The sequence below is a fragment of the Hymenobacter swuensis DY53 genome, assembly GCF_000576555.1.
GTDB lineage: Bacteria > Bacteroidota > Bacteroidia > Cytophagales > Hymenobacteraceae > Hymenobacter > Hymenobacter swuensis.
The window spans coordinates 3,264,135-3,287,740 of sequence record NZ_CP007145.1 but is presented as its reverse complement, the minus strand read 5'-3'; the positions used below and the strand labels follow the sequence as shown (position 1 = coordinate 3,287,740).

Below are 23,606 nucleotides of genomic sequence, written 5' to 3'. Positions count from 1 at the left end.
CAGGCCCGCAAACTACCGCGCCAGCCGGATGCCGGTGAACTGCCAGCGTTTATCGGCCTGGAAGAAGTTGCGGTAAGTAAGGCGGATGTGACTTTCAGGAGTAGCGCAGGAGCCGCCGCGCAGCACCAATTGGTTCACCATGAACTTGCCATTGTACTCGCCCAGCGCACCGGCGGCGCGCTGGTAGCCGGGGTAAGGGTGGTAGGCCGAGTACGTCCATTCCCAGGCGTCGCCCAGCAATTGGTGACACTGGTCGGCGGAGGCGTCGGCGGGTAGCGGCTGCGGGTCGAAGAGGCCGCTTTCCAGAAACGTGCCACCGGCTGCAGTGGCCCCAAAATGGCGGGCGGCAATTTCCCATTCCTGCTCGGTAGGCAGGCGGTGACCACGCCAGTTGGCGTAGGCATCGGCCTCGTAAAAGCTGATGTGGGTGACGGGGGCAGCCATGTTCACGGGCTGCAGGCCGTGGTGCGTGAAGCGGTGCCAGCGGCCGTGGTGCAACACCCAGTAGAGCGGGGCTTCCCAGGTTTGCTGCTGCACCAAATCCCAGCCTTCACCCAGCCAGTACCGGAAGTCCCGGTAGCCGCCTGCCTCCATGAATTCCAGGTACTCAGCGTTAGTGACCAAACGGTTCTGTAGCTCAAAATCGGCCACGTAAGTATCGTGCGGGGCCTGTTCGTTGTCGAAGCAGAAACCTTCCTCTTCAAAGCCGATGCGGTATACGCCGCCGGGCACCGGCAGCCACGCCATCGGCGGCGCCAGATGGGCGGGCGTAGGAGCCGAAGCCATTTGGTAGGCCGGGGCCAGGGGGCTGGTGCTCAGAATGTATTTGATGTCGGTGGCCAGCAGCTCTTGATGCTGCTGCTCATGCTGCAGGCCCAGCTCAAATACCTCCCAGCAGGCGGCTGGCAGGGTATCGGCAAGCGCCAGCAGCAGCTGCATGTGCTCATCTATGTGCTGCCGGTACTGGTAAACTTCCGCCAGCGCGGGGCGGGAGAGAGTACCTCGGTCGGCGCGGTTCACGCGGGAGCCTAGGGAGTTGTAGTAGGAGTTGAACAGAAAGGCGTAGTCGGGATGAAAAACCTGATAGCCGGGCAGATATTCGCGCAACAAAAAGGTTTCCCAGAACCATGTGGTATGAGCCAGATGCCACTTTGGGGGGCTCACATCAATAACGGGTTGCACTACCGTGTCTTCGGGCAGGAGCGGGCGGCACAGGGCCTCCGACTGCTGACGAACAGCCTGAAAGCGGAGAACGGGCGAAGAAATAGCGGAAGCAGATACCGAAACGGCAGCAGGAGCGAGTGACATAAGCAACGAGGGAAAGGCCGGATATAAAGATAACGGCATAACCCGGCCAGTAGTTTTGACGACAACCGTGGCAAGCACAACCGTGCGTGTTTCACAAAGCTGCTCCGTAGTTATACGGAGCAGCTCCTCAGTACAAAGTGGTATTTTGGCTATATCTGCTATTGTTTAGGCGTTTTTTAAGCTACCTCTCGCATCTATCAGCCGTAAGCAGACGACCTTCTGGTGCGAAGAATCTACTTGTTCACTAACTACCCAACCAAAGCTGATATGAATACGAAATCTGCCACCCGCCCCACCACTCCTGAAACACCTGTAGCCAAGCGTCCGCGTGGCTTTGCAGCTATGGATGCCGCCACCCAGCGCCGCATTGCCAGTGAAGGGGGCCGTGCCTCGCACCTAAGCGGGCGTGGACACCGCTTTACCTCAGAAGAGGCCCGCGCGGCCGGCCGCAAGGGTGGCCAAGCCAGCCGTGGGCGCGACAACACTCAGGGCAACGTTGCAGAATAAGCTGCTGAGAATGAAAACGGAGCCGGTTTTGCCGGTTCTGTTGCCTTACCGCGCCGCCTTCCTTACCGGAAGGCGGCGTTTGCGTTACGGGAGGAGGCGTATATTGCTGCTCCCTGCCTCCGGCTCTTTTTTGCTCCGTTTATGCTCCAGCTGCGTCATTCCCACCGTGTTCTGCGCTTCAATTTTCCGGCTCGTACCTCTCGCGGGGCTCTCACGGAGCATACAGCGTACTATCTGCACCTGTATGACACCAACCAGCCGGAAGTAACGGGCATTGGCGAAGCCGCTCCGCTGGCCGGTCTCAGCCCCGACCACCGCCCCGATTTCGCCCCTACACTGGAAGGGTTTGTGCGGGAATTCAACCGTCGGCAGCTGCGCAACCTATTGCCCGGAGAAGCCGCCGAGCTGGTTGGCCCCGAGTGGCCGGCCCTGCGCTTTGCTCTCGAAACGGCTACCCTTGACTGGCAGAATGGCGGCCGGCGCGTGCTCTATGATAACGCCTTCAGTCGGGGAGAGGCCGGGCTGCCTATCAACGGGCTGGTGTGGATGGGCGACGCAGCCTTCATGCGCCAGCAGATTGAGAAGAAGCTAACGGAAGGCTACAGCTGTCTCAAACTCAAAATCGGGGGGCTGGATTTCGCCGCCGAGCTGGAAATCCTGCGGGAAATCAGAGCCGTGGCTGGTCCCGGGCAGCTTACGCTGCGCGTAGATGCCAATGGCGCGTTCAGCCCCCACGAGGCCCTGCCGAAACTGGAGCAACTGGCCCGCTTCCACCTGCACTCCATCGAGCAGCCCATTGGGGCGGGACAGTGGCATGCTATGGCCGAAATCTGCCGCCACTCGCCCGTGCCCGTTGCCCTGGATGAGGAGCTGATTGGCCTAACCGAGCCTGCGCAGCAGCAGGAGCTGCTGGACCTGATCCGACCGGCTTACCTGATCCTGAAGCCTACTTTGTTGGGTGGGCTGCGGGCTAGCCTGAACTGGGTAGCGCAGGCCGAAACCCGGCAGATTGGCTGGTGGCTTACCTCCGCGCTGGAGTCCAACATCGGGCTGAACGCGGTTAGCCAGCTGGCGGGCTCCTACGCTACGCCCGGTTTTCCGCAGGGGCTGGGCACCGGTCAGCTGTACCACAACAACCTAGCCGCGCCGCTGCACATCCGCGCCGGGCAGTTGCATTATAGCCCCACCGGCAGCTTGGAGGAGCCGGTGTAAATCCTGGCTGGCGAGTTCTACCGCGCTTTTATTGTGTTGGAAGCACAACCATGGGTTTCCTGAAAAAACTGCTGCAACAGCCGTGTTTTTTCAGTAACTTACCAGAGCTCTTTCTCTCCGGATATGTTACTGCGAATCTGTGCACTACTGCTGTTCTCGGGCCGCGGCCGGGCGGGGTGGTTTGGTGTGTTGCTGTTGTTTGCAAGTGCGGGTATTGCCCAGGCCCAGCCAGCCGCTTTCCGGTTTGAAAAAGTGCAGATGCGCAAGACCCGGATTCCTTTCCTGATTCAGCGTAACTTGATTGTGGTGGAAACCTGGCTGAACGGACGAGGGCCCTACAATTTTCTGCTGGATACCGGCATTGGTACTTCCCTCATTACCGACCCTCACTTGGGGCAGGAGCTTGATTTACCTATGGAAGGCCGCTTCCTGGTTGCCGGGGCCGGGGAAGAACGCCCGCTGGAAGCCTTCCAGATACCAGGCGTGGCTGTGCGCCTGTTGGGCGGAGTAGAAGCTCCCAAACTGCCCTTCCTGATTTTATCCGATGATGTGCTGAATCTTTCCGGCTACGTTGGTATGCCTATCCACGGGCTGCTGGGTTCCGACGTATTCCGCAGCTTTGTGGTGGAAATTGATCCGGAACGGCAACTGCTGCTTATGCACGAGCCAACGCACTATCGACCTCCCCGGGGAGGGCGCTGGGCCCGGCTGCCGCTGGATATGGAAGGCCGCAAAGCGTACCTGACGCTGCCGGTGCAGGTAGATGCCACCAGTACGCTGCCTATGAAGCTGGTGCTGGATACCGGCGCGGGGCATGCCCTCTCCCTCGAAACTACCTCCGATACCCGCCTACAGCTGCCAGCCACCCGCCTCCGGACGCCCCTGGGGCGGGGCCTCAACGGCAATATCAACGGCTACCTTGCCCGGGTGCCCGCGTTGCAGCTGGGGCGCTACCGGATGCCTTCTCTGCTTACCTCTTTCCCGGACGCTGCCGATGTAGCCCTGCGGGCCGAAGTGCCACGTAACGGCAACCTGGGCTTTGAATTGCTGAAACGCTTTCGGGTGATTATTGATTACCAGCACAACGTGCTGCTGCTGCGCCCGAATCTGATGTTCCGGGAGCCGTTTGAACACGATATGTGCGGTTTCGATATCTTGGCCACGGGTGCCAACTACCGCCAGTTTAAAGTGCTGCGCGTGGAGCCCGACAGCCCTGCTGACCGCGCCGGCCTTCAGGCAGGTGAGGAAATTCTGTCGATCAACCTTATTCCGGCTGAGTTTTTTACGCTGAACCAGTTCAGTCGGATGCTGCATTCAGAGGATGGCCGGCAGCTGCTGTTCGTGGTGCGGCGTACCGATGGGGAGCTGTACACAGCCACCGTGCGCCTGAAGCGCCAGATATAGCAGGAGTGTACCCGGCGCAACAAGCAACAATCAGGAAGTGAGCATCACTCTGCCCTGCATGGGTGGCCGCCTGCCTGCGGTAAGCCGCCACGCGTAAAGACCGTCCGGCAGCGCCGGAAGAGGTAACGGAATATCGGTGAGGCCGGCCGCTGCCTGCACGGTAGGCAGGGTACATACAGGCCGCCCCAGCAAATCATACAGCGTTATCTGTACGGGGCCTGCATCTGGAAGATATACGCTGGCCGTGCCGGTTCCCGCCACCAGCGGGTTAGGCCAGAAGCTGACGCGCATCGGTTGGGGCTCAATTACAAAGGACTGTACAGCACTGAAGCTGCCATTGGCCCCGGAATCTGCTTCATCCAGTTGCTGCAGCCGCACGTACCAGGGGCCGGGTGCCAGATTCGGGAGTTCCAGTTCGTACGTCTGGCTTTGGCTGGTGGTCCCCCGGCCGGCTACGAAGGCCACCTTGCGGAATTCCGGGTCGTGAGGACCCTGCAGCTGCACCTCGAAACCGGCATTGTGCAGCTCCTGGGCCGTTGCCCAACGCAGCAGCGCCGTGGTGCCTCGGGCAGTAGCTGCAAAGCGGGTGAGCGTAACCGGTAAAGGGCCGCTCAGGGTAATATCGGCGTTATTGATGTCAAAAAATACGTTGTTCACCGCCTGTACCCGCAAGCGGCCGGTGGCCGTAAGCACATTGGGAAAGATAATCTGCTGGCTGCCGTCGTTGGCAGTACTGGCCGCCAGCACATACGGGAACGTCTGGCCACCATCGGCAGAAAAGGTAATGCGCACGTTGACCGCTCCGATAGGCGCAACGTCGGTATTGTTTACGCTCCAGGTCACCGTAAACGAACTGAGCGGCGGCTGGGCAAGGGCGGAGTTGGCGGCAGTAACCAGAAACGGACCGGCCGCCGTGGTCGTAATTGTAGTAGTGGCCGAGCCTACGCCGCCACCGCCTGCCCGGTTGTCGCGGGCCGTCAGGCGGAAGGTGAGGGCGCGGGCCACGGTAGGCAGCACTTCCCCAAGCGTGGCCATACTGCCGAGAATGTCGCTGAGACGGGGAAACGTGCGAGTAGGCACGGCAGCCGGTGCAAAAGCCCGGAACAGCGGGGCCGTTGTGCTGGTGGCAGCGGCGGCCGGTGCTCCGCCCTGGCTGCTCTGGTTCAGCTGCTCCCAACTGTACGTCAGTGCGTCGCCGTTGGCATCGGTAGCCGAGCCCACCAAGAAAAACGGGGTGCCCTGGGGAATGGTATAGCCCGGCCCAGCCGTAACGACCGGGGCGGCGTTGCCGGTGCTGGTGGAAACCGGGCAGGCCCCGCCGTAATTAGGGCGGGTATCAAGCACATAGCTCCGGATTTCGTCCTGGCTGATGGCATGAAAATACGGGCCGGAGCTGGACTGAATATTATCGGTCCCACAGATGCCGGCATACGCCATAATGGTAGTACCGCTGCCGGGTTCCATGGCCGTTTGGCGGTTCCGGTTCCCATTGCAGCCGCCCGTCACACTGTTAAACGTGTGGTTGCCCCCAAACTGATGCCCGATTTCATGCGCCACGTAATCCACGTAAAACGCATCGCCAACGGGGCGGGGCAAGCCGGTTACTCCCCAGGCTTTTATATTGACATCACATACTGCCTGCAGAGTTGCAACGCCGCCGCCGCCTGTACTGAATACGTGCCCGATATCATAGTTCGCGGAGCCGATTACCGCATCTACGTTCGTTTGATTTTCATCGAGCAGTACCCCACCATCATCATTGGTGTAGGGGTCGGTGGCCGGCGTGAGGTAAATCAGCCGGTCATTACCGTCAATAAGCACCAGCCGGATGGCCAGCTCCCTTTCGTAGATACCCGTCACCCGGTTTACAGCAGTTGCCATAGCCGCCAGCACGTTGGTTTTAGTAGCGGCCACTGCCGGAGTAGCACTTGTGGTTACGGCCGTGGCATACTCCCCCGTACACGCCAGCGCCAGGCGGTAGGTGAGTAAGGTGCCGCCAAAGGCTGCGGCTTGGTTGCGGGTGGACACTGCTGGCTGCTTGCCAGCCAGTACCCGCAGTTCACAGGCCCAGGACTGCGCCGGACGCCCGGCGGCTTTGCTGGTATAAGTGCCTTGGGCCGCGTCTACTGGCTCTATTAGCACCGGGCCGGCCGGGTGTCCCAACAAATACCCATGAAATCCTTATGGAGTCAGGTCGAAGCGGGCCGTAACGGTGGGGTGCTGCAGGCTTTGGCCGGCGTAGGTCTGAATGTTCGGGTAGTGGGTAGCCAGCTCTGGAGCCAGCACGGGCACCTGCCACACCCGGAAGGTTTCCGTGGTGCCGTCGGGGAGAGGAACGGGAAGCAGAATGCCGGCTGCTGCCCGGGCTTCGGGAGGAGCCATACGCAGCAAGGCTTCCAGCGTGGTGGCATTGGTAACTGCTACGCGGCCCGAGGAGCCGGAAGCAGTGGCAGTGGCGACAGTTTGCCAGGCCAACGGTGCTACCCGGGCGGCTGGCTGTTGGGCGTACGTCGGGCCAACAGGTAGCCATGCCAATCCGCATAGGAATAGTAAAACGATTTTCATATCGAGAGGCGACTGAAATATGGGTGAATATATATTTAAATTATTTCAATAAATATTTGAATATATAAAATAAAAAGTACTGCTCAAGGCAGGGTGTAGTAACTCGCTCGGGCGGCTTTTACAGCGGATTATCAGCCGTGAGCCTGGCAAAATCAGTACATTAGAAGCCCATCGTTTCGGTCTGTTCCCTCATCCGCCGCTCCGCCCGCCCATCCATGGCTCATCCTCCCGCTGCGCTGCCTCAGCCATCTCCCGCTATTCTGGCGAACCAGCATATTTACAGTGATTATTTCGATGAACACTTCGTTGAAACGCTTGACCGGAACATTCTGCAGCTGCTGGATCGGGTGTGGTTCCGGTCGAAGTTGGTTGGCTTCGAAAACTATCCGCAGCGCAACAACCCCGAGCGGCCGCTGATTTTTGCCTCCAACCACTCGGGTATGGCCTTTCCCTGGGACGCTATGGTGGCCCTCTCGCACCTATGGCGCGTGCTGCCCGACCTGCGCGACCTGCCCCGGCCCTTGTCGGCTCCCATGCTCTCCCAGTCGGCCCTGATGAACCCGTTTCAGGTGCAGGATTTCTGGAAACGCTGCGGTTGTGTGGATGCCACCACGCTCAACTTCGAGACGATGATGTATTACAACGACCACAACCTGATGCTGTACCCCGAAGGTGTACCAGGCATCGGCAAGGGGTTCAACAACAAGTACCGGCTGCAGCGGCTAGCTACCAGCACCGTACGGATGGGCATCCTGCACCGCACCGATATCATCCCGTTTTACACCATCAACGGCGAGTACCTCAACCCCTATACCTACAGCTGGGACTGGGTAAACCGGCTGAGCAAGAAAATCGGGATTCCGTTTATTCCAATGGGCCCCGTGATTCTGCTGGTGCTGCTGCAGCCCTGGTTTTTTTACATGGCTTTTCCGGCCAAGCTGACCTTCGTACTAGGCTCCCGCATCAAGCCCTACGAGCTAACCAACAAGACCACCGATGAGCTGACCCGGCCCGAGTACGAGGACCTCTCGAACCAGGTACGCGCCCGCATGCAAGCGGAAATGGACGCTGCTGTGCAGCAGTACGGCCAGCAACCCTATCAGTGGAAAGAGCTGTGGCAGCGCATTAAGGAAAACTGGCGATACTTCCCGTTTTTCCTGCCTTGGGCCTGGCCTGCGCTGTTCCGCGAGTTTGAGCGGCAGTACATGCGCCACGGCCGGCGCGACTTCGACCTGGATTTGCGCAGCCCCGGCGCATACTGGCGCATGTTGTGGCGCAACCCCTTTACCCTCACCTTCTTTATTCCCGTAGTAGGTTGGATTCCCATTGCCATCCGGGGGTACAAGGGCCACCGGATTACTAAGTGACAGATCAGAGGGCAGGGCTGCTCAGCCCGCCACTGCCTGCTTTTCAGAACCCAGCTACCAGTACTCAGCCTCCCATGAAGAATGAACGCATAGCTCATTCTTCAGAAAAATCCCCACCGCATACCCAATGCCCTCCACTCAACACCTGCTGCTCAAGCAGCTGCTTACAGCTGCCACCGGCCCGCTGGCCCGGCAGCGGCCCCGTCTGCCGGCCATGCGTCTGGCTTTCGAGCTGATGTCTTTTGGCCAACTGATGCCCTGGAACGTGTTTTTAGAAGACGCGGACATTAACGGCATGCCCGTTGAGTGGGTGCGGCCGGCCCAGGCCCAGCCTGGGCGGGTGCTGCTTTATCTGCACGGCGGGGGCTACGTGTTAGGCTCCCTGAACACGCACCGGGCACTGGTGGGCACGCTGGCGCAGCGGTGCCGCCTGTCGGCCCTGGCTATCAATTATCGTAAAGCCCCCGAATATCCGTTTCCGGCCGCCCTCGATGACGCGCTGCTGGCTTACCGCTGGCTGTTGGCGCAAGGCTACGAGCCCGCCAACATCATGGTAGCCGGCGACTCAGCCGGCGGAGGGCTGGCACTGGCACTGCTGGTGGCCCTGCGTGATGCGGGTGATGCGCTGCCGGCCGCTGCCATCGGCCTCTCGCCCTGGACCGATCTGCTCCTGCCGGTCGGTACGCTGCGGCGGGTGTGCCAGGAGGAAAGCCAGGTGCTGGAAGCCCTGGAAATCCGGGGCTGGGGGCCACTTTACGCCGCCGAAACTTCTCTGGCGCACCCGCTGGTATCGCCAGTGCAGGCCGATTTGCGCGGGTTGCCGCCATTACTGATTCAGATTTCTGACGCCGAGGTGCTGGGAGAAGATGTGCAGCATTTTGCCGCCAAAGCCCGCGCCGCCGGCACGCCCGTTACACTGCAGGTATTTGAGGGTTTGGTGCACTGGTGGCATTTGTTCTGGCGTTTCCTGCCTGAAGCTCGTACCGCCCTTGATCAGGTAGCCGCTTTCACGCACCAGGTTTGGTCTGACAAGACTAGTATAGCCGCGAAGCAAGCCGCCTGAAACACGGCATTTTGCGCATTTGGCAGAGAGTCTTGTATAAACCGTGAGAACCTGAAACAAAAATATATCCTCATGTTCAACTATATAGCGGCGTTTTCGTAGGTTTGTTGAAAGTAGTAGGCTTGCATACTACTTTGTTAAATTGCAGCTCTTGCTTCGGCCCTTTATTCTTTTCTCACCCTCTACTTTAACTGCTCAGCTCCATGGAAGATTTGTTTAAGAAATTCGTAAACGCCGGTGTCGGCTTCGTGTCACTTACCAACGACCGGGTGCAGAAAAGCATTGATGCGCTGGTGAAAGAGAGCAAGCTTTCGGAGCAGGAAGGAGCCAAAATCATGGACGACCTGAAAAAGAACACGGATACCAAGCGCAAAGAGTTGGAAAAGCAGGCACAGGGCCTGGCCGCCCGGCTGCTCAAAACCGTGGGCGTAGCGCCAAATGCCGATGTGGAAGAGCTTAAGCGCACTGTAAAAGGTGCAAAGTCGTCGGCTTCTGCGGCTGCTCCCACTAAGAAGTCTCCAGCTTCCAAGCCTGCTGCTACAGCCAAAGCGGCAGCTACCGGAACGGCTAGCAAAGCGGCCGGTGCCGTAAAAACGGCGGCTGTCAAAACTAGCACTGCTGCCAGCAAAACTCAAAAAACGGCGGCCGGTAAAGCCGGTGCGGCCAAAAAAGAAGCCAACGGTACCGCTACGGCGGAAAGCAACACGTAAGTTGTTGCAACAAGTCTGTGAAACCCCGGCCGTTAGCAGCGGGCGGGGTTTTTTATGTGCTTATTTCGCAGCCTGAACAGCTTTCAGCGCTATTCGTTCTGCTCTGAACAGCCGGGCCTCATCTGCGAAATCCGACAATTCGTCTAAATCCGTGATGCATGTTTAAGAACACCATATCCAACCTCACGCGCATCCGGCAGGTAGCCGAGGTGCTGATTCGTTACGGCTTCGAGGACGTAGTGACCAGCACGGCATTGCGGCGGCTGGTGCCGCAGAGTCGGCGCCGCTCATGGCAGGAGGGGGAGCAGGCGGTGTTCGAAACCACGCGCTGGCAACGGATTCGGATGATTATTGAGGAGTTGGGACCCACCTTCATTAAGCTGGCTCAGGCCTTGAGCAACCGCGCCGACCTGTTGCCGCAGCCGCTCATTGATGAGTTTGAGAAGCTGCAAAGCAACGTGCCGCCGTTTCCGGTGGCGCAGGCCCGGCGCATTATCGAGCAGGAGCTGGGCCGGCCGTTGGAGGAGGTGTTCAGCGAGTTTGAGGAGGTGCCGCTGGGCTCCGCCAGTATCGGGCAGGTGCACGGGGCACGCCTGCTCACGGGCGAGAAAGTGGTGGTGAAAGTACAGCGTCCCGATGTGCAGGAAAAAGTGCGCACCGACTTGAGCCTGCTACATGAGCTGGTGCGCCTGACCGCTCCTTTTCTGCGCCGCCAGGGCCTAAGCAACCCCCAAGACATTGTGGATGCCTTCGAGCGGAGCATGACTAAGGAGCTGGACTATACCTCCGAGGCCCGCAGTATGGAGCAGTTTCGCAAGCTCTATGAGGACTACGACTCATTCTATATTCCGCAGCCGTACCGGGAGCTGAGCACCAACCGCATCTTGGTGATTGAGTTCGTAAGTGGCTGCAAGATTACGGATAAGCCGCAGCTGCTAGAATGGGGCCTGAGCCCGGAGAAAGTGGCCGAAACCGGCATGGATATCTACCTGACCCAGATTTTCGAGTTTGGGGCTTTCCACGCCGACCCGCACCCCGGCAACGTGCTGGTGCGCCCCGACGGCACGCTGGTGCTCATTGATTTCGGGATGGTGGGCCGCCTCAGCAAGCAGCAGAAGTACGCCTTTGCGGGCGTGTTCATTGGCATGGCCCGGCAAGATGCGCGCAGCATGGCCCTGAACTTCCGCCGGCTGGCCCTTACCTCCGAAATACCGGATATGCGCGCCTTCGAAGCCGACCTCAGCCAGCTGATTGAGGATTTCGCCTTGCTCGACGTGAAGGAAATGAGCATGTCGGACCTGGCTGATGCGCTCCAGAACATCATCTACCGCTACAAGTTGCAGGTGCCGGGCTCGGTATTCCTGATTTTGCGGGCGCTGGTGATTCTGGAAGGTATTGGGAAGGTGCTGCACCCGCGTTTCAACACGTTCGAGTTCGTGCGGCCTTACGGGGCGCGCATTATTGGGGAGCAGTACTCGCGGGAAAATATTCAGAACGAGGCACTCTACACCGGCACCCAGCTGCTGGCCCTGCTGCAAACCCTGCCCAGCGACGTGCGCCAGATCATGCGCAAAATCTCGCGCGGTGATTTACGAGTGCGCGTGGAGCTAAGCGGCTATCAGCTCCTTATGCGCAAAGCCGACCAGTTAGTGAGTCGGGGTATTCTGGCGGCGGTGGCGGTGGCCGTTATTGTGTTTGCGGGTCTGAGCCTACTGGGGCAATATCCGGCCACCATGCCCTTCTACCGGGGCCTGCCGGTGGTAACGTGGTATAGCCTGGGCCTCGCCGCGTTTCTGCTGCTGATTTTGTTTATTCTGGGTACCAAGAACGAGCGGCGGCGGGAGTAACAGCGCTTCTCAGGGCATCTTGCTGATCAGTGTAGACGCGGTAAAAGTCCGAATCAAAAAGACCTGAAATGCAGCGAAAAACCGGATAAAGCCTGTATTTAGCAAAATTTCATCGTGTGTTGTCCTTTGCAGAAAGTCTGGATAAGGACAACTTTGGCATATAGTTCTTTGCTGATGTAGTTCACCTTGCGTCCGCCTTCTGCTACTTGGCAGGGCACACGCACATGCTACACTGCACCAACTTTACCTCCTCCCTCGGCCGCTTCCTGCTGCTGCCACTCCTGTTGCTCAGCACTGCCACGGCGGCCACGGCCCAAACCACCGACGACCAGGAATCTTACGAAACCCAGAAGCGGCTGAGCGTGGGCGTCACGAAGTACGCTGAGGCGCGGGTGGCCCTGACCAGCTTTATCCGGAGCCGGGCGGCGCGGGTGCAGAAGCAAGAAGAGACCCCCGAGCAGCTCACCGCCGAGTTCAGCCTGCCCACCCGCGAGCTGCCCCGGCTGGATTCTTTGACCGCCACGCTGGGCTACGTGCTGGAAAACAACCTCAACGCCCGCAACCTGGCCCCTCGCCTGCAGGAATTGCGCACCCAGGAACAAGCTGAAGTAGCGCAACTCACTCGGAGTGAAGAGCGCCTGCGGGAGGCTAAGCTCACTAAAGAGGAGCGACAAGACGCGCAAGAGGAAGTAGCCCGCCATGAAACCAGATTGCAGCAACTCCGGCAGCAGCAGCAGCAGCTAACTAGCCACCAAGGTCAGGCCTACGTAACACTGCGACTGTTCGATGAAATCAGCTTCCCTACGGGCAACCGGCGCGTGAGCTTCGTGAACATGCCGGGCGTAGAGTACGGCTACCTGCGGCTGGATAACCCCAAAGTCGGCCTGACCAGCCCGGCTTACCAGGGCTACGCTATCAAGTATCTGTTTACGCGAGGCAAGAGCTACTTCAACCTAGGCGTGTACAAGCCTACCACCACCACCAAGTCGGACTCAGCTTTCGTGAATGAGCTGTTCGTCATCAACTTCGGGCAGGATTTCTACCCACGCAACTTCGGGCGGGGCCGCCGCCGCTACCTCAACCTGTACACCAGCTACCAGGTGGGCGGCTTCATCCTGAACCGCAACGACGACCAGAAGAACGAGTTCATCCCCAATCTGAACCTGGGCCTGGGAATAGAACTGCTCAAAACCCGCCATGTTCTGCTCGATACCAAGGCCAGCTACTTTGTGCCTCTGAACAGCCACAGCCGCGACCTGCGCGGGCTGCTGGGGCAGGCCTCGTTCAACTTTGTGTTTTAGTGGTATCTAAGCACGTATAATTATTCCGCGTCTATCACCCCGTTTCAGGTCTTGAGAGTCGATACCATTTCAACACCGAATATGTCACGTAGTACAGCTGCCTTCTGCAGAGCAGACTCCTGCTTATCAACGACTGCAATGATACCGATACGAGAATTTTCGACGCTGAGTAGTACGCGGTACAAGCCATGTTGCTGCACCTTTATGCTTGGCGCAATTGAGTCATGCAGGGTATATGCAGCATTGAACGGGGCAACTGAAACCCGCATAACAGCAGGCAAATGAACCCATTCTCCCTGACGGAAGCCAAGCAGCCAGTTATAGGTTCGATAACGGCGAGTTTGCGCATCCAGGGTTATGCCTTCATAGCTTGACAGCATAACGTAGCCAACCAGCAGACAGGCAGGACCCGATAGCAGCTGGATGAAGGTTATGCCATCCGAGAAGAAACTGGACATGGTTTGCAGGAAGGCGAGTAATCCAAACCCAACGAGTACATAGCCGACAATCCGGGCGGCGGGAGAAAACAGGTACTTAACTTTCCCGTCGTAGCTGCGTGCTGAAATAGAGGCCATTTAGAACTACAAATGTGTTTGCTGGTACACCAGCCGAAACGGTTTGCCTAAAACTACAAAAGCCGCTGCAACTGTTGCGGCGGCTTTTGTAGTATTTATAAACCCCAAAGTTTACTTCAGCTGCATATCCTTAATGATGCGCTGGGTTTTCTTGTCGGCCAGGTTAAAGTTTACAGAACACTTCAAGAACTTATGTATGCTAGGCTGAAACTATTGGTAACCCTAAAATGCCAGGCCAACGTCAAGGCGCAACGCAACCCGAATTGGATCAAACGTATAGTCCACCCGACCCTCTATCGACAATTTGGGTTTTGGAAGCAGTAAGCCTATCCCTGCTGCTGTGCCTATGTTGTTGGTGATAGGTATGTTGATTGGTTTGCGTACAGGAGAGGCCTTATCAGAATCCTGAAATACTTCTGCCGACTTACGATTGAAGTTAAAGGAATAGGAAGGACCCACGCTGATGTAAGGCCGCCAGTTAATTCCGGGCAAAGTATACCGTAAGAGCAATGGTATCTGAATCTGGGCGTAATCGATTTCTATGGCGCGAGTGGTAGTATACGTTGCGTAACCATTGTAGACGTTTACCGGCTCATAGCCACTTTTAATTTTTGCGTATGTTACTTCCGTTTGCAAACCCCAAGCTCGTTTGGAGCTAATCCACAGATATAGTCCGGCTTGGTAGCTAAGCAGGGACTCCTGCTTCCCTAATATGACACTTTGTTCGGTGAAACGAGTAATATTCGCTCCTGCTTTCACTCCAAATTGCGTGCGATATCCGCCTATCGTAACCGGAGAGCTACTGGCCTGTTGCGGATACCGGCAGGCATTGTAGGTTTGTACTAAGTGTTGCAGGCTACCCGTGTTGTAGCGGTAAAGGCTCTCGATGCCAAAGTTAGAAAAATCCAGTTTTTCGCAGCCAGGCATCACCCGCAGATAAGCCAGCCGTGGGGTTCGTGGCTGAATTTCAATTACGTAAGCAGAGTCCTGCGGCTGTAAGAAAAACCGTAACTCGCCTTCCGCGTTTTCACCCGAGTACAGCGACACCGGACCATTCAACAGAGGCGTCAGAAATTTCGGGTTAGCTTGGTGGTCTACCCTCTTGCTCACTCGGATTGGCCCAGTTTCATCACCGTAAGCGGCCGCCTGAGAGGCACTGAACGTCTGAACTGGCTGGTTCGGCTGCCGGAGTTGAATTTGCTGGAGGCGCTTGCTGAAGACCGTTTGCCCGCGCAAAGTATCTCCGGATGATGTAATCACGAAATCATTCGATGTTTTTTGAGCTGCTACAGTACCCGCAAATAGTGTCAATAAAGGAAGAAGATAGACAGCTCGCATGAGGTGATAGTAATCAGGAAAAGAGTAGATAAAACAAGCAGCGTGCAGCGGGATTGACCGAATGTGTATGCTGCTGACCGATGCAATATTACGGTTTGCACTGAGCTATATCAAAGTATTACCGGCCTTGCGGTTGCCTGAGCAGCGTATTGCCGATAGATAGTCCATCCGACCGATCAGAACAGGTAGCTACGGTCTTCTTGTAGAGCAAATAAAGGGCGTACCAATTGGCAGTAACCGCAGAGAAGCCGGAACTGATGCCGTTCCGGCTTCTCTGCGGTTACTCACAAATCAGAAAGACTATTTCAACTGCATATCCTCAATGATGCGCTGGATTTTTTCGCCGGCCAGCTTGTCGGCCAGGTCGAAGTCCACGGCCGATTTGAGGGGCTGCCGCACGCTGAAGTAGAACTTGATTTTGGGCTCGGTGCCGCTGGGGCGGGCCGAGATTTTGCTGCCATCTTCCAGAATGAACTGGAGCACATTGGAGCTTTCTAGGCCGGTTTCGGTTTCGAGGTTGGTGCGCAGGTCGCGGATGCGGCCGGTTTTGTAGTCGCGCAGCTCCACCACGGGCAGGCCGGCAATGGTGCGGGGTGGGTTGGCGCGCAGCTCGGCCATCATTTCCTGAATTTCCTCGGCCCCGCGCTGGCCTTTTTTGGTGAGCGAAATCAGGTGCTCCTTATAGAAGCCGTAGGTCAGGTACATCTGCACCATTTCCTGGTAGAGCGTGCGGCCCTGGTGCTTGGCGGCGGCGGCCATTTCGGCCAGTAGGGCGCAGGCCGATACGGCATCTTTGTCACGCACAAAGTCACCAATCATGTAGCCGTAGCTTTCCTCGCCGCCCCCGATGTACTGCTGCTGACCTTCCAGGTCGCGGATGATGCCGGCAATGTACTTGAAGCCGGTCAGCGTCTGGTAGGCTGTCACGTCGTGGTGGCGGGCAATATCGCCGAGCACGTCGCTGGTTACAATGGTGTACACGATGAAGTCCTGGGGCGTCATCTTGCCGGCCTGTTTGCGGGCTGAGAGCAGGTAATGCGTCAGCAGCGCCGCCGTCTGGTTGCCGTTTACCAGCACCCAGTCGCCGTGGTTGTTTTTTACGGCAATACCCACGCGGTCAGCATCAGGGTCGGTGGCTAGCACCAAATCGGCGTCGAGGGCTTTGGCCTGGTCGAGGGCCATTTGCATGGCAACTTTCTCCTCCGGATTCGGCGACTGTACCGTGGGGAAATTGCCATCAGGCGTAGACTGGGCTTCCACGATGCTCACGTTAGTGAAACCTAACTGCGCCAGCGCCTGGGGCACCAGCGTGATGCCTGTGCCGTGCAGCGGCGTGTACACAATTTTCAGATCATGCTGGCGCTGGATGGCGGTAGGGTTGATGCTGAGCTGCTTTACCCGGGCTAGGTAGGCCGCGTCGAGGTCGGAGCCGAGGGCGTGAATCCGGCTGGTATCGGCCTGAAACTTCACGTCGCTGACCGAGTGAATGGCTTCTACCTCGCGAATAATATTTTTATCGTGCGGGGCCACTACCTGCGCGCCGTCGTTCCAGTACACCTTGAAACCGTTGTACTCCTTGGGGTTGTGCGAGGCTGTGACTACGCAGCCGCTCTGGCAGCCCAGCTCCCGGATGGCAAACGACAGCTCCGGCGTAGGCCGCAGGGCCTCAAACAAGTACACCGTGATGCCGTTGGCCGAGAAAATATCGGCCGCAATGCGGGCAAACTCGGCGCTGTTGTTGCGCGAATCGTGGGCAATAGCCACCTTGATTTCCTGGCCTGGAAACGACTGCAACAGGTAGTTGCTCAGGCCCTGGGTGGCCATGCCCAATGTGTAGCGGTTCATGCGGTTAGAACCCGCGCCCATAATGCCGCGCAGACCGCCGGTGCCAAACTCCAGGTTGCGGTAAAAAGCGTCCGACAGAAAATCCTCCTGGTTTTCGGCCTGCAGCTGCCGGATTTCGGCGTGCGTGTGGGCGTCGTAGCTATCGGTGAGCCAGGTATTGATTTTGTCCTGAATGGTGGGCGTGAGGGCCATAGAGTAGGTGCTTTGGGGGGATTGAACTGGTTCAGAGAACGGGAGTAAAGAAAAGAGGTTTTTCCGTTATTGCGAGGAGGTACAGCGAAGCGCCCGAAGGACAGCGCAGCTAATCTGTCCTTTTTATTTCCCAAAGCCCTGGAAAATGAAAAGCCCCTGACGACTGGATCTGACGTCAGGGGCTTTTGAGCGAGTCTGAACTTCTGACTGCGTGAAGGACGGATTAGCTGCGCTGTCCTTCGGGCGCTTCGTCGGGCCTGCTCGCAATGACAGCGGCTTACAGGTTGCCGCGCAACGCCTGCTCGCGCTCAATGGCCTCGAACAGAGCCTTGAAGTTACCTTTGCCGAAGCTCTTGGCTCCCTTGCGCTGGATGATTTCGTAGAATACGGTAGGCCGGTCTTCCACGGGCTTCGTGAAAATCTGGAGCAGGTAGCCTTCCTCGTCGCGGTCCACCAGCAGGTTCAGGTCGCGGATGCTGTCCAGATCCTCGTCGATGTGGCCCACGCGCTCCAGCAGGTCGTCGTAGTAGGTGGCGGGCACCTGCAGGAACTCTACGCCGCGGCGGCGCAGTTCCGTGACGGTCGTGCGGATATCGTTGGTGACCAGGGCCATGTGCTGCACCCCGGGCGCGTGGTAGAAGTCGAGGTACTCCTCAATCTGGCTCTTTTTCTTGCCTTCGGCGGGCTCGTTGATGGGGAATTTCACAAAGCCGTTCCCGTTGCTGACCACCTTACTCATCAGGGCCGAATACTCGGTGCTGATGTCGTCGTCGTCGAAGGTGATAAGCAGCTTGAAGCCCATCACATCCTCGTAGAACTTCACCCACTGGTTCATCTCACCCCAGCCTACATTACCCACGCAGTGGTCCACTACCTGCAGGCCCACGGGCGCGCCCTGCGGAATGCCGCTGGATTTTGCCACGAAACCGGGCAGGAAAGGCCCCGAGTAGTTGCGGCGCTCCACGAAGGTGTGGATGGTTTCGCCGTAGGTGTAAATACCGGCCATTGTCACCGAGCCGTGCTCATCCTCGATGGTGTAGGGCTCAAAGGCGGGTTTGGCTCCGCGCTTGGTGGTTTCCTCGAAGGATTTGCGGGCGTCGTCTACCCACAGGGCCATTACCTTCACGCCGTCGCCGTGCTGAGCTACGTGGCGCGTGATGTCGGAATCGGGCAGGAGGGAGGTGGTGAGCACCAGCCGGATTTTGTTCTGCTGGAGCACATAGCTGGCCCGGTCGCGCAGGCCGGTTTCGGGGCCGGCGTAGGCCACTAGCTCGAAGCCAAAAGCGGCTTGGTAGTAGTAAGCCGACTGCTTGGCGTTACCCACGTAAAATTCTAGGTAATCGGTGCCGTTGAGGGGCAGGAAGTCGTGGGCGGGGTGGGCCTGCACGGCCGGCGAAGTCATGGTTTCCATGGCGGGAAGCAGTTGGGTGGCGGGTGGATGAGTTGACGGGAGTAAAAATACGGGAATACCCGAATCTGCGCCGAGTTGGTGGTCGGCTTAGGCAAGGCCCCGGCCTCGGCCATGGGATTTTCCCGAAACCTACGCACCTTTGTGGCACACCATTTTATTGCCCGTGGCTATGAACAAGGAGGACCTCAACCGCGCCCTTACCGCGCTAATCGAGAAGAAACAGACTCTGCACGAGCTTTCGTACGACGACACCCGCTACGACGAAGTAGAGGAGGAGCTGCACGACCTGGAAGACGATTTCAACGACGAATACGGCGCGTTCCTGGAAGCGGCCCTGGAGAAAGTCCACAACGACCTGAACTCCGATACCGATGTGCTGCTGCCCACCGCCTACCTGCCCTCCAGCACCGGCGGGACCCCTTCGCCCAAAGAAGGCGTATGGGTTGACTCAGAAAAATACCCCGGCAAAGAAGCCCGCATCACCCTCATTCCCAATCCCACCCGCATTGTGCTTACCGTAGGTAAAGCCGTGCAGCAGGAGCTGTGGCAAGCCTAAACCGGAAGTGAAACAGCAGTAAAAGGTGAAAAGTAGAAGCTCATGCGCGGGCTTTTACTTTTCACTGCTCACTCCTTGCTTCTCAATTTTTAACATGCTCTACCGCATTGCCCAACCGGCCGACTGGCAGCAGGCCCAGGACACCGGCTTTTTCGCTAGTGCCGATTTAACGGCCGAGGGCTTCATTCACGCTTCGGAGCTGGCCCAGGTGCTGGAAACGGCCCGGCTGTACTATCGGAACAGTCCCGATGCGGTGCTGCTGGAAGTGCCGGAAAAGGGCTTAGCAGCGGCAGGCGTGCGGGTAGAGCGGGAGTGGGCTGCCGGGCGGCAGGCATGGTTTCCGCATGTATTCGGCCGCATTCCACTGGCTTCCATAAGCCGCTGCTGGCCCTTCCCAGTAGCGCCGGATGGTAGCGCGCAACTGCCCCCGGAGTTGGGCTGAGCTGAAATCGGCTTTATTCTTGCTTTTGGCACTATACAGGGCCGGGTCGATGATCGGCCCGGCCTTTTTAGTATTCGGTTACCCGTTATTCCTTCCCTACTGATGGTTACGTTTACTTCGTTGGCTGCGCGTGCGCTGCTCCTGGCTGCCGTGCTGTTTCTCACTGCCTGCGGTGCCACCTCCTTTCTGAATGTGAGCCCCACCCGCCCCGATGGCCCCTGGGTAAACGGCCACCCCACCAGCTTCTTCAGCCACCCCGACAGCGTATATGTGCGTCTAGGGTTTATTCGGGCCGAGGAGCGGGAGCTGGTTTTTGAAACGGACATCCAAAACTACTCCGACCATCCGATCCGCATCTCGCCCGAAACCTTCTACTACATGGCCCTGCCCGACACACTGGCTGACACTGTAGCGGCACCTGCACAGTACTTCGAGGCCCGCGTACTGGCCGCCGACCCCGAGCTACGTCTGGCGCAACTCAAGGCTAAGTTGGCGAAGGAAGCCCAAAAAGCGGAAAACGTCAGCTGGTTCGAAATACTGACGCTTGCCACGCACGCAGTGGAGGATGTGGCCAGCATCAAGAAAAAAGAAACCGCCGAGCAGATTGCCGAACGGGAGTATCGTCACCAGTCCGACAACGCATATTTCGATGAGCAGCGCGAAACCCATGCGCAAAACGCCGACAACCTGTACAGCACCACCCGTACCCTGGAAACAGTAGCCCTGCGGCATGATACGCTGCAACCGGGCCAGCGCATGACGGGCCAACTCTATTTCCCGCGCCTGGATGCTGCCCGTAAGTTACGCGTAGTCGTGTTCTTTGATGAGCGGCCGGTACAGTTCAACTTCACCCAGCACCTGAAAAGCTACTAGTAGAAGAAGGTTTCTATCAACCAACGAGGCCCTTTCCACTGCAGTGGAAAGGGCCTCGTTGGTTGATCTATTCAGCTGCCTATTTGATGGCTATGGGCAATTCCTGGTTTTCCCAGCGCAACACCAAGCCCTGCGGATTTACCTCGTATACCAGCCGCTCCGCGAGAGTGGCGGTTTTGCGGGGTGTGGCTATCACGCGCAGCGCATCCTGTTTCTCATCGTATTTGAAGGCACCCCACTGCTTGGCCGTTTTGTTGAAAATAACGGTCCATTGCTTTTCAGTGGGAATGACGAAGAGGGCGTACGTACCGGCTGGCAGGGTTTTGCCTTCGATCTGCACGGGCTGGTCGGTGGTGAACGTGGTAGCCTCGTTGGCTCCGGCCCGCCATACCTGCCCGTAAGGCACCAAACTTCCCCAGATGGCGCGGCCTTTCACGGCCGGGCTGCTGTAAGCCACCGTGACAGTGGCTTTCCCAATTTTGCCAGTAGCAGTGGCAGCTGGGCTGGGCTTTTCTTTAGGAGCATCCTGGGCCTGGCTGTAGCTGGACCAAAGCAGAACTGCGAGCAGCAAGGTCAATACGCGGAAAAGGCGGAGGTTTTTCATGATATGGGAAAGAGAGTGAAAAAAATACCCAGCCTCGGGCGGGAGGCTGGGTAAATTACAAAATGGTGGCCGATTGGTTTGAAAACCACTTGCGGGAGGCTTACACAAAGTCAGCTAGTTCCAGCCAGCGCATGCCCTTGTCGTCGAGGGCGGTTTCGGTGCGTTTGAGCTCGGCAGCCCAGTCGGCCAGCTCCTGGTGGGAGCCGGTACCGGAGTTGAGCTTATCGATGAGTTCTTCCTTACGAATTTCGAGCTGTCCGATTTCCTTTTCCAGCGTATCGTACTCCTTTTTCTCGGCGAAAGTGGCTTTGCGCTTAGGGGCGGCGGGCGGAGCCGGGGCCACTACCGGTGCTGGAGCCGGGGCCGTCGCTACGGCTTTGGCGGCAGCGCGGGCAGCTTTGGCTTCCTTCTCGGCCGCTTCCAGCGCGGCTTCGGTTTCGCGCTCGGCCAGGTACTCGCGGTAGTCGGTATAGTTGCCGGGGAAGTTGAGCACGGCCCCGCCGGGTTCCAGCACAAACAGGTGCTCGGCCAGCTGGTCGAGGAAGTACCGGTCGTGGCTGACGATGAGCAGACAGCCGCCGAAGTGCAGCAGGAAGTCTTCCAGAATGTTGAGCGTGCCCAGGTCCAGGTCGTTGGTGGGCTCGTCAAGAATCAGGAAGTTGGGGTTCTTGATGAGCACGCGCAGCAGCTGCAGTCGGCGCTTTTCGCCCCCGCTCAGCTTGGTAACCAGCGTGTACTGCTGGGCCGGCGGAAACAGGAACAGGCTCAGGAACTGGCTGGCCGTGAGTACGTCGCCGTTGGCCAGCTCCACCACCTCGGCCACTTCCTTCACAATGTCAATCACGCGCTGGGAAGGGTCGAATTCCAGCTCCGTCTGGGTGTAGTAGCCGAACACGGTGGTCTGGCCCACCTCAATGGTGCCGGAATCGGGCTGGAGCTTGCCCGTGAGCATGTTCAGCAGCGTGGATTTGCCCGCGCCATTAGGACCCACGAGGCCGATCCGGTCCTTTTTCTTGAAGACGTAGCTGAAATCATCGAGCACCACGTTGTCGCCGAAGGACTTATTGAGGTGGCTGGCTTCGATGATTTTGCCGCCCTGGCGGGTGGTTTTCACGCTCAGCTCCACCTGCTGCTTGCTCAGGTTGGTGCTGGCTTTTTCCTTCGTGATGTAGAAGGCGTCGATGCGGGCCTTCTGCTTGGTACCGCGGGCCTGGGGCATGCGGCGCATCCAGTCCAGCTCCTTCTTGAATAGCTGACGGGCCTTTTCCACCTCGGTGGCCTGGCGCATCTCGCGGTCAGCCTTTTTCTCCACGAAGTAGGCGTAGTTGCCCTGGTAACGATACATTTGGCCTTGGTCCAGCTCCACAATTTCGTTGGCTACGCTGTCGAGGAAGTACCGGTCGTGGGTGACCATGAGCAGCGTCAGGTTCGGCGACGACAGGCGGTTTTCCAGCCACTCGATGGTAGCCAGGTCCAAGTGGTTGGTAGGTTCATCGAGCAGCAGCACGTCGGGCTCTTCGATGAGGACGCGGGCCAGGGCCACGCGCTTGCGCTGCCCGCCCGAGAGCATGCTGATGTTGCGGTTGAGCAGCTCGCCCAGAATGCCCAGCCGGCTCAGAATCTGCTGCACCTGCGCCTCGTAGTCCCAGGCATTCAGCGCGTCCATGCGCTCCAGCACCCGTTGCAGGTCGTCGGATTTGTGGTCGGGGTCGTTCACGACGTGCTCGTACTCCTTGATGGCGCGGAGCGTATCGTTCTGGCTGGCGAAGATGGTTTCCTCCACCGTCAGGCTTTCATCGAACACCGGCTGCTGGCCCAGATAGGTCACCCGAATACCTTTGCGCGTGCTTACCAGGCCGGTATCGGGCTGCTCCAGGCCGGCCAGAATGCGCATCAGGGTGGTTTTGCCGGTGCCGTTGATGCCCACGAAGGCCACACGCTGGCCCTGCAACAAGCCAAAGTTCAGGTCCCGGAAAAGCCACCGGTCGGCATAATTCTTCGAAAGATTCTCAGCGGAAAGCAAATTCATGCCGCAAAGGTAGGGGCTAGGAGTTAGAAGCCGGGAAGAAGTAAGGAATGGTAAAAAGCAGAACGTCATTCCAAGTGGAGCGAGGAATGACGTTCTTTTACTTCTGCCTCCTGCCTCCTCATCCTATATCACCCGCACCCGGTCACGGTTGGTGTCGTCGCGCAGAATTTCGAGGCCACGGTAGGCCAGGGGGCGACCGGTATTGTGGGTCAGGGAGCCACCATCGGCGTGCAGGTGGGCCACGTCGAGGACCAGTTGGGTGTATTTCCGCTCGCCCAACTCAATGGCAATGGGGCGGCCGTGGCTGGGGTCGAAGGAGGCCAGGGCCTGGTCAATTTCCTCCAGAATCTTACTCATAGCGCAGAAAGGCAGGTCAGCAGGCGGGAAATATAGAAATATGTCCGGATTTCAGGCCGCAGTTCTGCCACTATTTCCCCACGCTTGAGCCGATATCAAA

Annotated in this window: 21 protein-coding genes; 11 read left to right on the top strand and 10 right to left on the bottom strand. The window is 58.2% G+C overall.

Annotation, left to right across the window (positions count from 1 at the left end):
- Window positions 1-12: 12 nt before the first annotated feature.
- Window positions 13-1,308: an ergothioneine biosynthesis protein EgtB gene (gene egtB / locus HSW_RS15320; RefSeq protein WP_052346501.1), complete on the bottom strand. Its 1,296-nt coding sequence runs from the start codon at window positions 1,306-1,308 to the stop codon at window positions 13-15.
- Window positions 1,309-1,575: 267 nt separating this feature from the next.
- On the opposite strand from egtB, the gene HSW_RS15315 reads away from it, so the two are divergent.
- The 3 genes from HSW_RS15315 (at window position 1,576) to HSW_RS15305 (ending at window position 4,431) form a co-directional block, all read left to right on the top strand.
- Complete coding sequence (locus HSW_RS15315; protein ID WP_052346834.1) at window positions 1,576-1,815, top strand: KGG domain-containing protein; 240 nt, start codon at window positions 1,576-1,578, stop codon at window positions 1,813-1,815.
- A gap of 141 nt (window positions 1,816-1,956) precedes the next feature.
- Window positions 1,957-3,027 (top strand): o-succinylbenzoate synthase, encoded by a 1,071-nt coding sequence (locus HSW_RS15310; RefSeq protein ID WP_044002630.1) that lies wholly within the window; start codon window positions 1,957-1,959, stop codon window positions 3,025-3,027.
- A gap of 123 nt (window positions 3,028-3,150) precedes the next feature.
- Window positions 3,151-4,431 (top strand): aspartyl protease family protein, encoded by a 1,281-nt coding sequence (locus HSW_RS15305; RefSeq protein WP_044002629.1) that lies wholly within the window; start codon window positions 3,151-3,153, stop codon window positions 4,429-4,431.
- A 30-nt stretch (window positions 4,432-4,461) separates the two neighbouring features.
- Here the strand turns inward: HSW_RS15305 and HSW_RS15300 are convergent, their stop codons facing one another.
- A complete protein-coding gene (locus HSW_RS15300; protein ID WP_081768436.1) occupies window positions 4,462-6,597 on the bottom strand; it encodes a reprolysin-like metallopeptidase in 2,136 nt (711 codons plus the stop codon).
- 15 nt (window positions 6,598-6,612) lie between these two features.
- On the bottom strand, window positions 6,613-6,996 hold the full coding sequence (locus HSW_RS22965) for a hypothetical protein (RefSeq protein ID WP_155833000.1): 384 nt from the start codon (window positions 6,994-6,996) through the stop codon (window positions 6,613-6,615).
- A 215-nt stretch (window positions 6,997-7,211) separates the two neighbouring features.
- Between HSW_RS22965 and HSW_RS15295 the strand changes: the two genes are divergently transcribed.
- The 5 genes from HSW_RS15295 (at window position 7,212) to HSW_RS15275 (ending at window position 13,284) form a co-directional block, all read left to right on the top strand.
- Window positions 7,212-8,363 carry a lysophospholipid acyltransferase family protein gene (locus HSW_RS15295; RefSeq protein WP_231501301.1) on the top strand — a complete coding sequence of 384 codons (1,152 nt, stop codon included), beginning with the start codon at window positions 7,212-7,214 and terminating at the stop codon, window positions 8,361-8,363.
- Window positions 8,364-8,490: 127 nt separating this feature from the next.
- On the top strand, window positions 8,491-9,426 hold the full coding sequence (locus tag HSW_RS15290; RefSeq protein ID WP_052346498.1) for an alpha/beta hydrolase: 936 nt from the start codon (window positions 8,491-8,493) through the stop codon (window positions 9,424-9,426).
- Window positions 9,427-9,629: 203 nt separating this feature from the next.
- Window positions 9,630-10,136 carry a phasin family protein gene (locus tag HSW_RS15285; protein WP_044002628.1) on the top strand — a complete coding sequence of 169 codons (507 nt, stop codon included), beginning with the start codon at window positions 9,630-9,632 and terminating at the stop codon, window positions 10,134-10,136.
- A 158-nt stretch (window positions 10,137-10,294) separates the two neighbouring features.
- Window positions 10,295-11,983, top strand: coding sequence for an ABC1 kinase family protein (locus HSW_RS15280; protein ID WP_044002627.1), 1,689 nt, complete (start codon window positions 10,295-10,297; stop codon window positions 11,981-11,983).
- A gap of 224 nt (window positions 11,984-12,207) precedes the next feature.
- On the top strand, window positions 12,208-13,284 hold the full coding sequence (locus HSW_RS15275; protein ID WP_044002626.1) for a hypothetical protein: 1,077 nt from the start codon (window positions 12,208-12,210) through the stop codon (window positions 13,282-13,284).
- 44 nt (window positions 13,285-13,328) lie between these two features.
- Here the strand turns inward: HSW_RS15275 and HSW_RS15270 are convergent, their stop codons facing one another.
- From HSW_RS15270 to hppD, 4 genes are all read right to left on the bottom strand, one after another.
- Window positions 13,329-13,859 (bottom strand): hypothetical protein, encoded by a 531-nt coding sequence (locus HSW_RS15270; RefSeq protein ID WP_044002625.1) that lies wholly within the window; start codon window positions 13,857-13,859, stop codon window positions 13,329-13,331.
- A 222-nt stretch (window positions 13,860-14,081) separates the two neighbouring features.
- Window positions 14,082-15,197 carry a porin family protein gene (locus HSW_RS15265; protein WP_044002624.1) on the bottom strand — a complete coding sequence of 372 codons (1,116 nt, stop codon included), beginning with the start codon at window positions 15,195-15,197 and terminating at the stop codon, window positions 14,082-14,084.
- Window positions 15,198-15,497: 300 nt separating this feature from the next.
- A complete protein-coding gene (locus tag HSW_RS15260) occupies window positions 15,498-17,234 on the bottom strand; it encodes a phospho-sugar mutase (RefSeq protein ID WP_044002623.1) in 1,737 nt (578 codons plus the stop codon).
- Window positions 17,235-17,511: 277 nt separating this feature from the next.
- Window positions 17,512-18,645 carry a 4-hydroxyphenylpyruvate dioxygenase gene (gene hppD, locus HSW_RS15255; protein ID WP_197031887.1) on the bottom strand — a complete coding sequence of 378 codons (1,134 nt, stop codon included), beginning with the start codon at window positions 18,643-18,645 and terminating at the stop codon, window positions 17,512-17,514.
- Window positions 18,646-18,814: 169 nt separating this feature from the next.
- Here hppD and HSW_RS15250 point away from each other — a divergent pair, with 169 nt between their 5' ends.
- The 3 genes from HSW_RS15250 (at window position 18,815) to HSW_RS15240 (ending at window position 20,516) form a co-directional block, all read left to right on the top strand.
- Window positions 18,815-19,201 (top strand): hypothetical protein, encoded by a 387-nt coding sequence (locus tag HSW_RS15250; RefSeq protein WP_044004858.1) that lies wholly within the window; start codon window positions 18,815-18,817, stop codon window positions 19,199-19,201.
- Window positions 19,202-19,295: 94 nt separating this feature from the next.
- Window positions 19,296-19,643, top strand: coding sequence for a DUF952 domain-containing protein (locus HSW_RS15245; protein ID WP_052346497.1), 348 nt, complete (start codon window positions 19,296-19,298; stop codon window positions 19,641-19,643).
- A gap of 102 nt (window positions 19,644-19,745) precedes the next feature.
- Window positions 19,746-20,516: a hypothetical protein gene (locus HSW_RS15240; RefSeq protein WP_044002622.1), complete on the top strand. Its 771-nt coding sequence runs from the start codon at window positions 19,746-19,748 to the stop codon at window positions 20,514-20,516.
- 79 nt (window positions 20,517-20,595) lie between these two features.
- Here the strand turns inward: HSW_RS15240 and HSW_RS15235 are convergent, their stop codons facing one another.
- From HSW_RS15235 to HSW_RS15225, 3 genes are all read right to left on the bottom strand, one after another.
- Complete coding sequence (locus tag HSW_RS15235) at window positions 20,596-21,120, bottom strand: DUF2911 domain-containing protein (protein ID WP_044002621.1); 525 nt, start codon at window positions 21,118-21,120, stop codon at window positions 20,596-20,598.
- A 100-nt stretch (window positions 21,121-21,220) separates the two neighbouring features.
- Window positions 21,221-23,149: an ABC-F family ATP-binding cassette domain-containing protein gene (locus HSW_RS15230; protein ID WP_044002620.1), complete on the bottom strand. Its 1,929-nt coding sequence runs from the start codon at window positions 23,147-23,149 to the stop codon at window positions 21,221-21,223.
- 123 nt (window positions 23,150-23,272) lie between these two features.
- Window positions 23,273-23,506: a hypothetical protein gene (locus tag HSW_RS15225; protein ID WP_044002619.1), complete on the bottom strand. Its 234-nt coding sequence runs from the start codon at window positions 23,504-23,506 to the stop codon at window positions 23,273-23,275.
- Window positions 23,507-23,606: the final 100 nt, after the last annotated feature.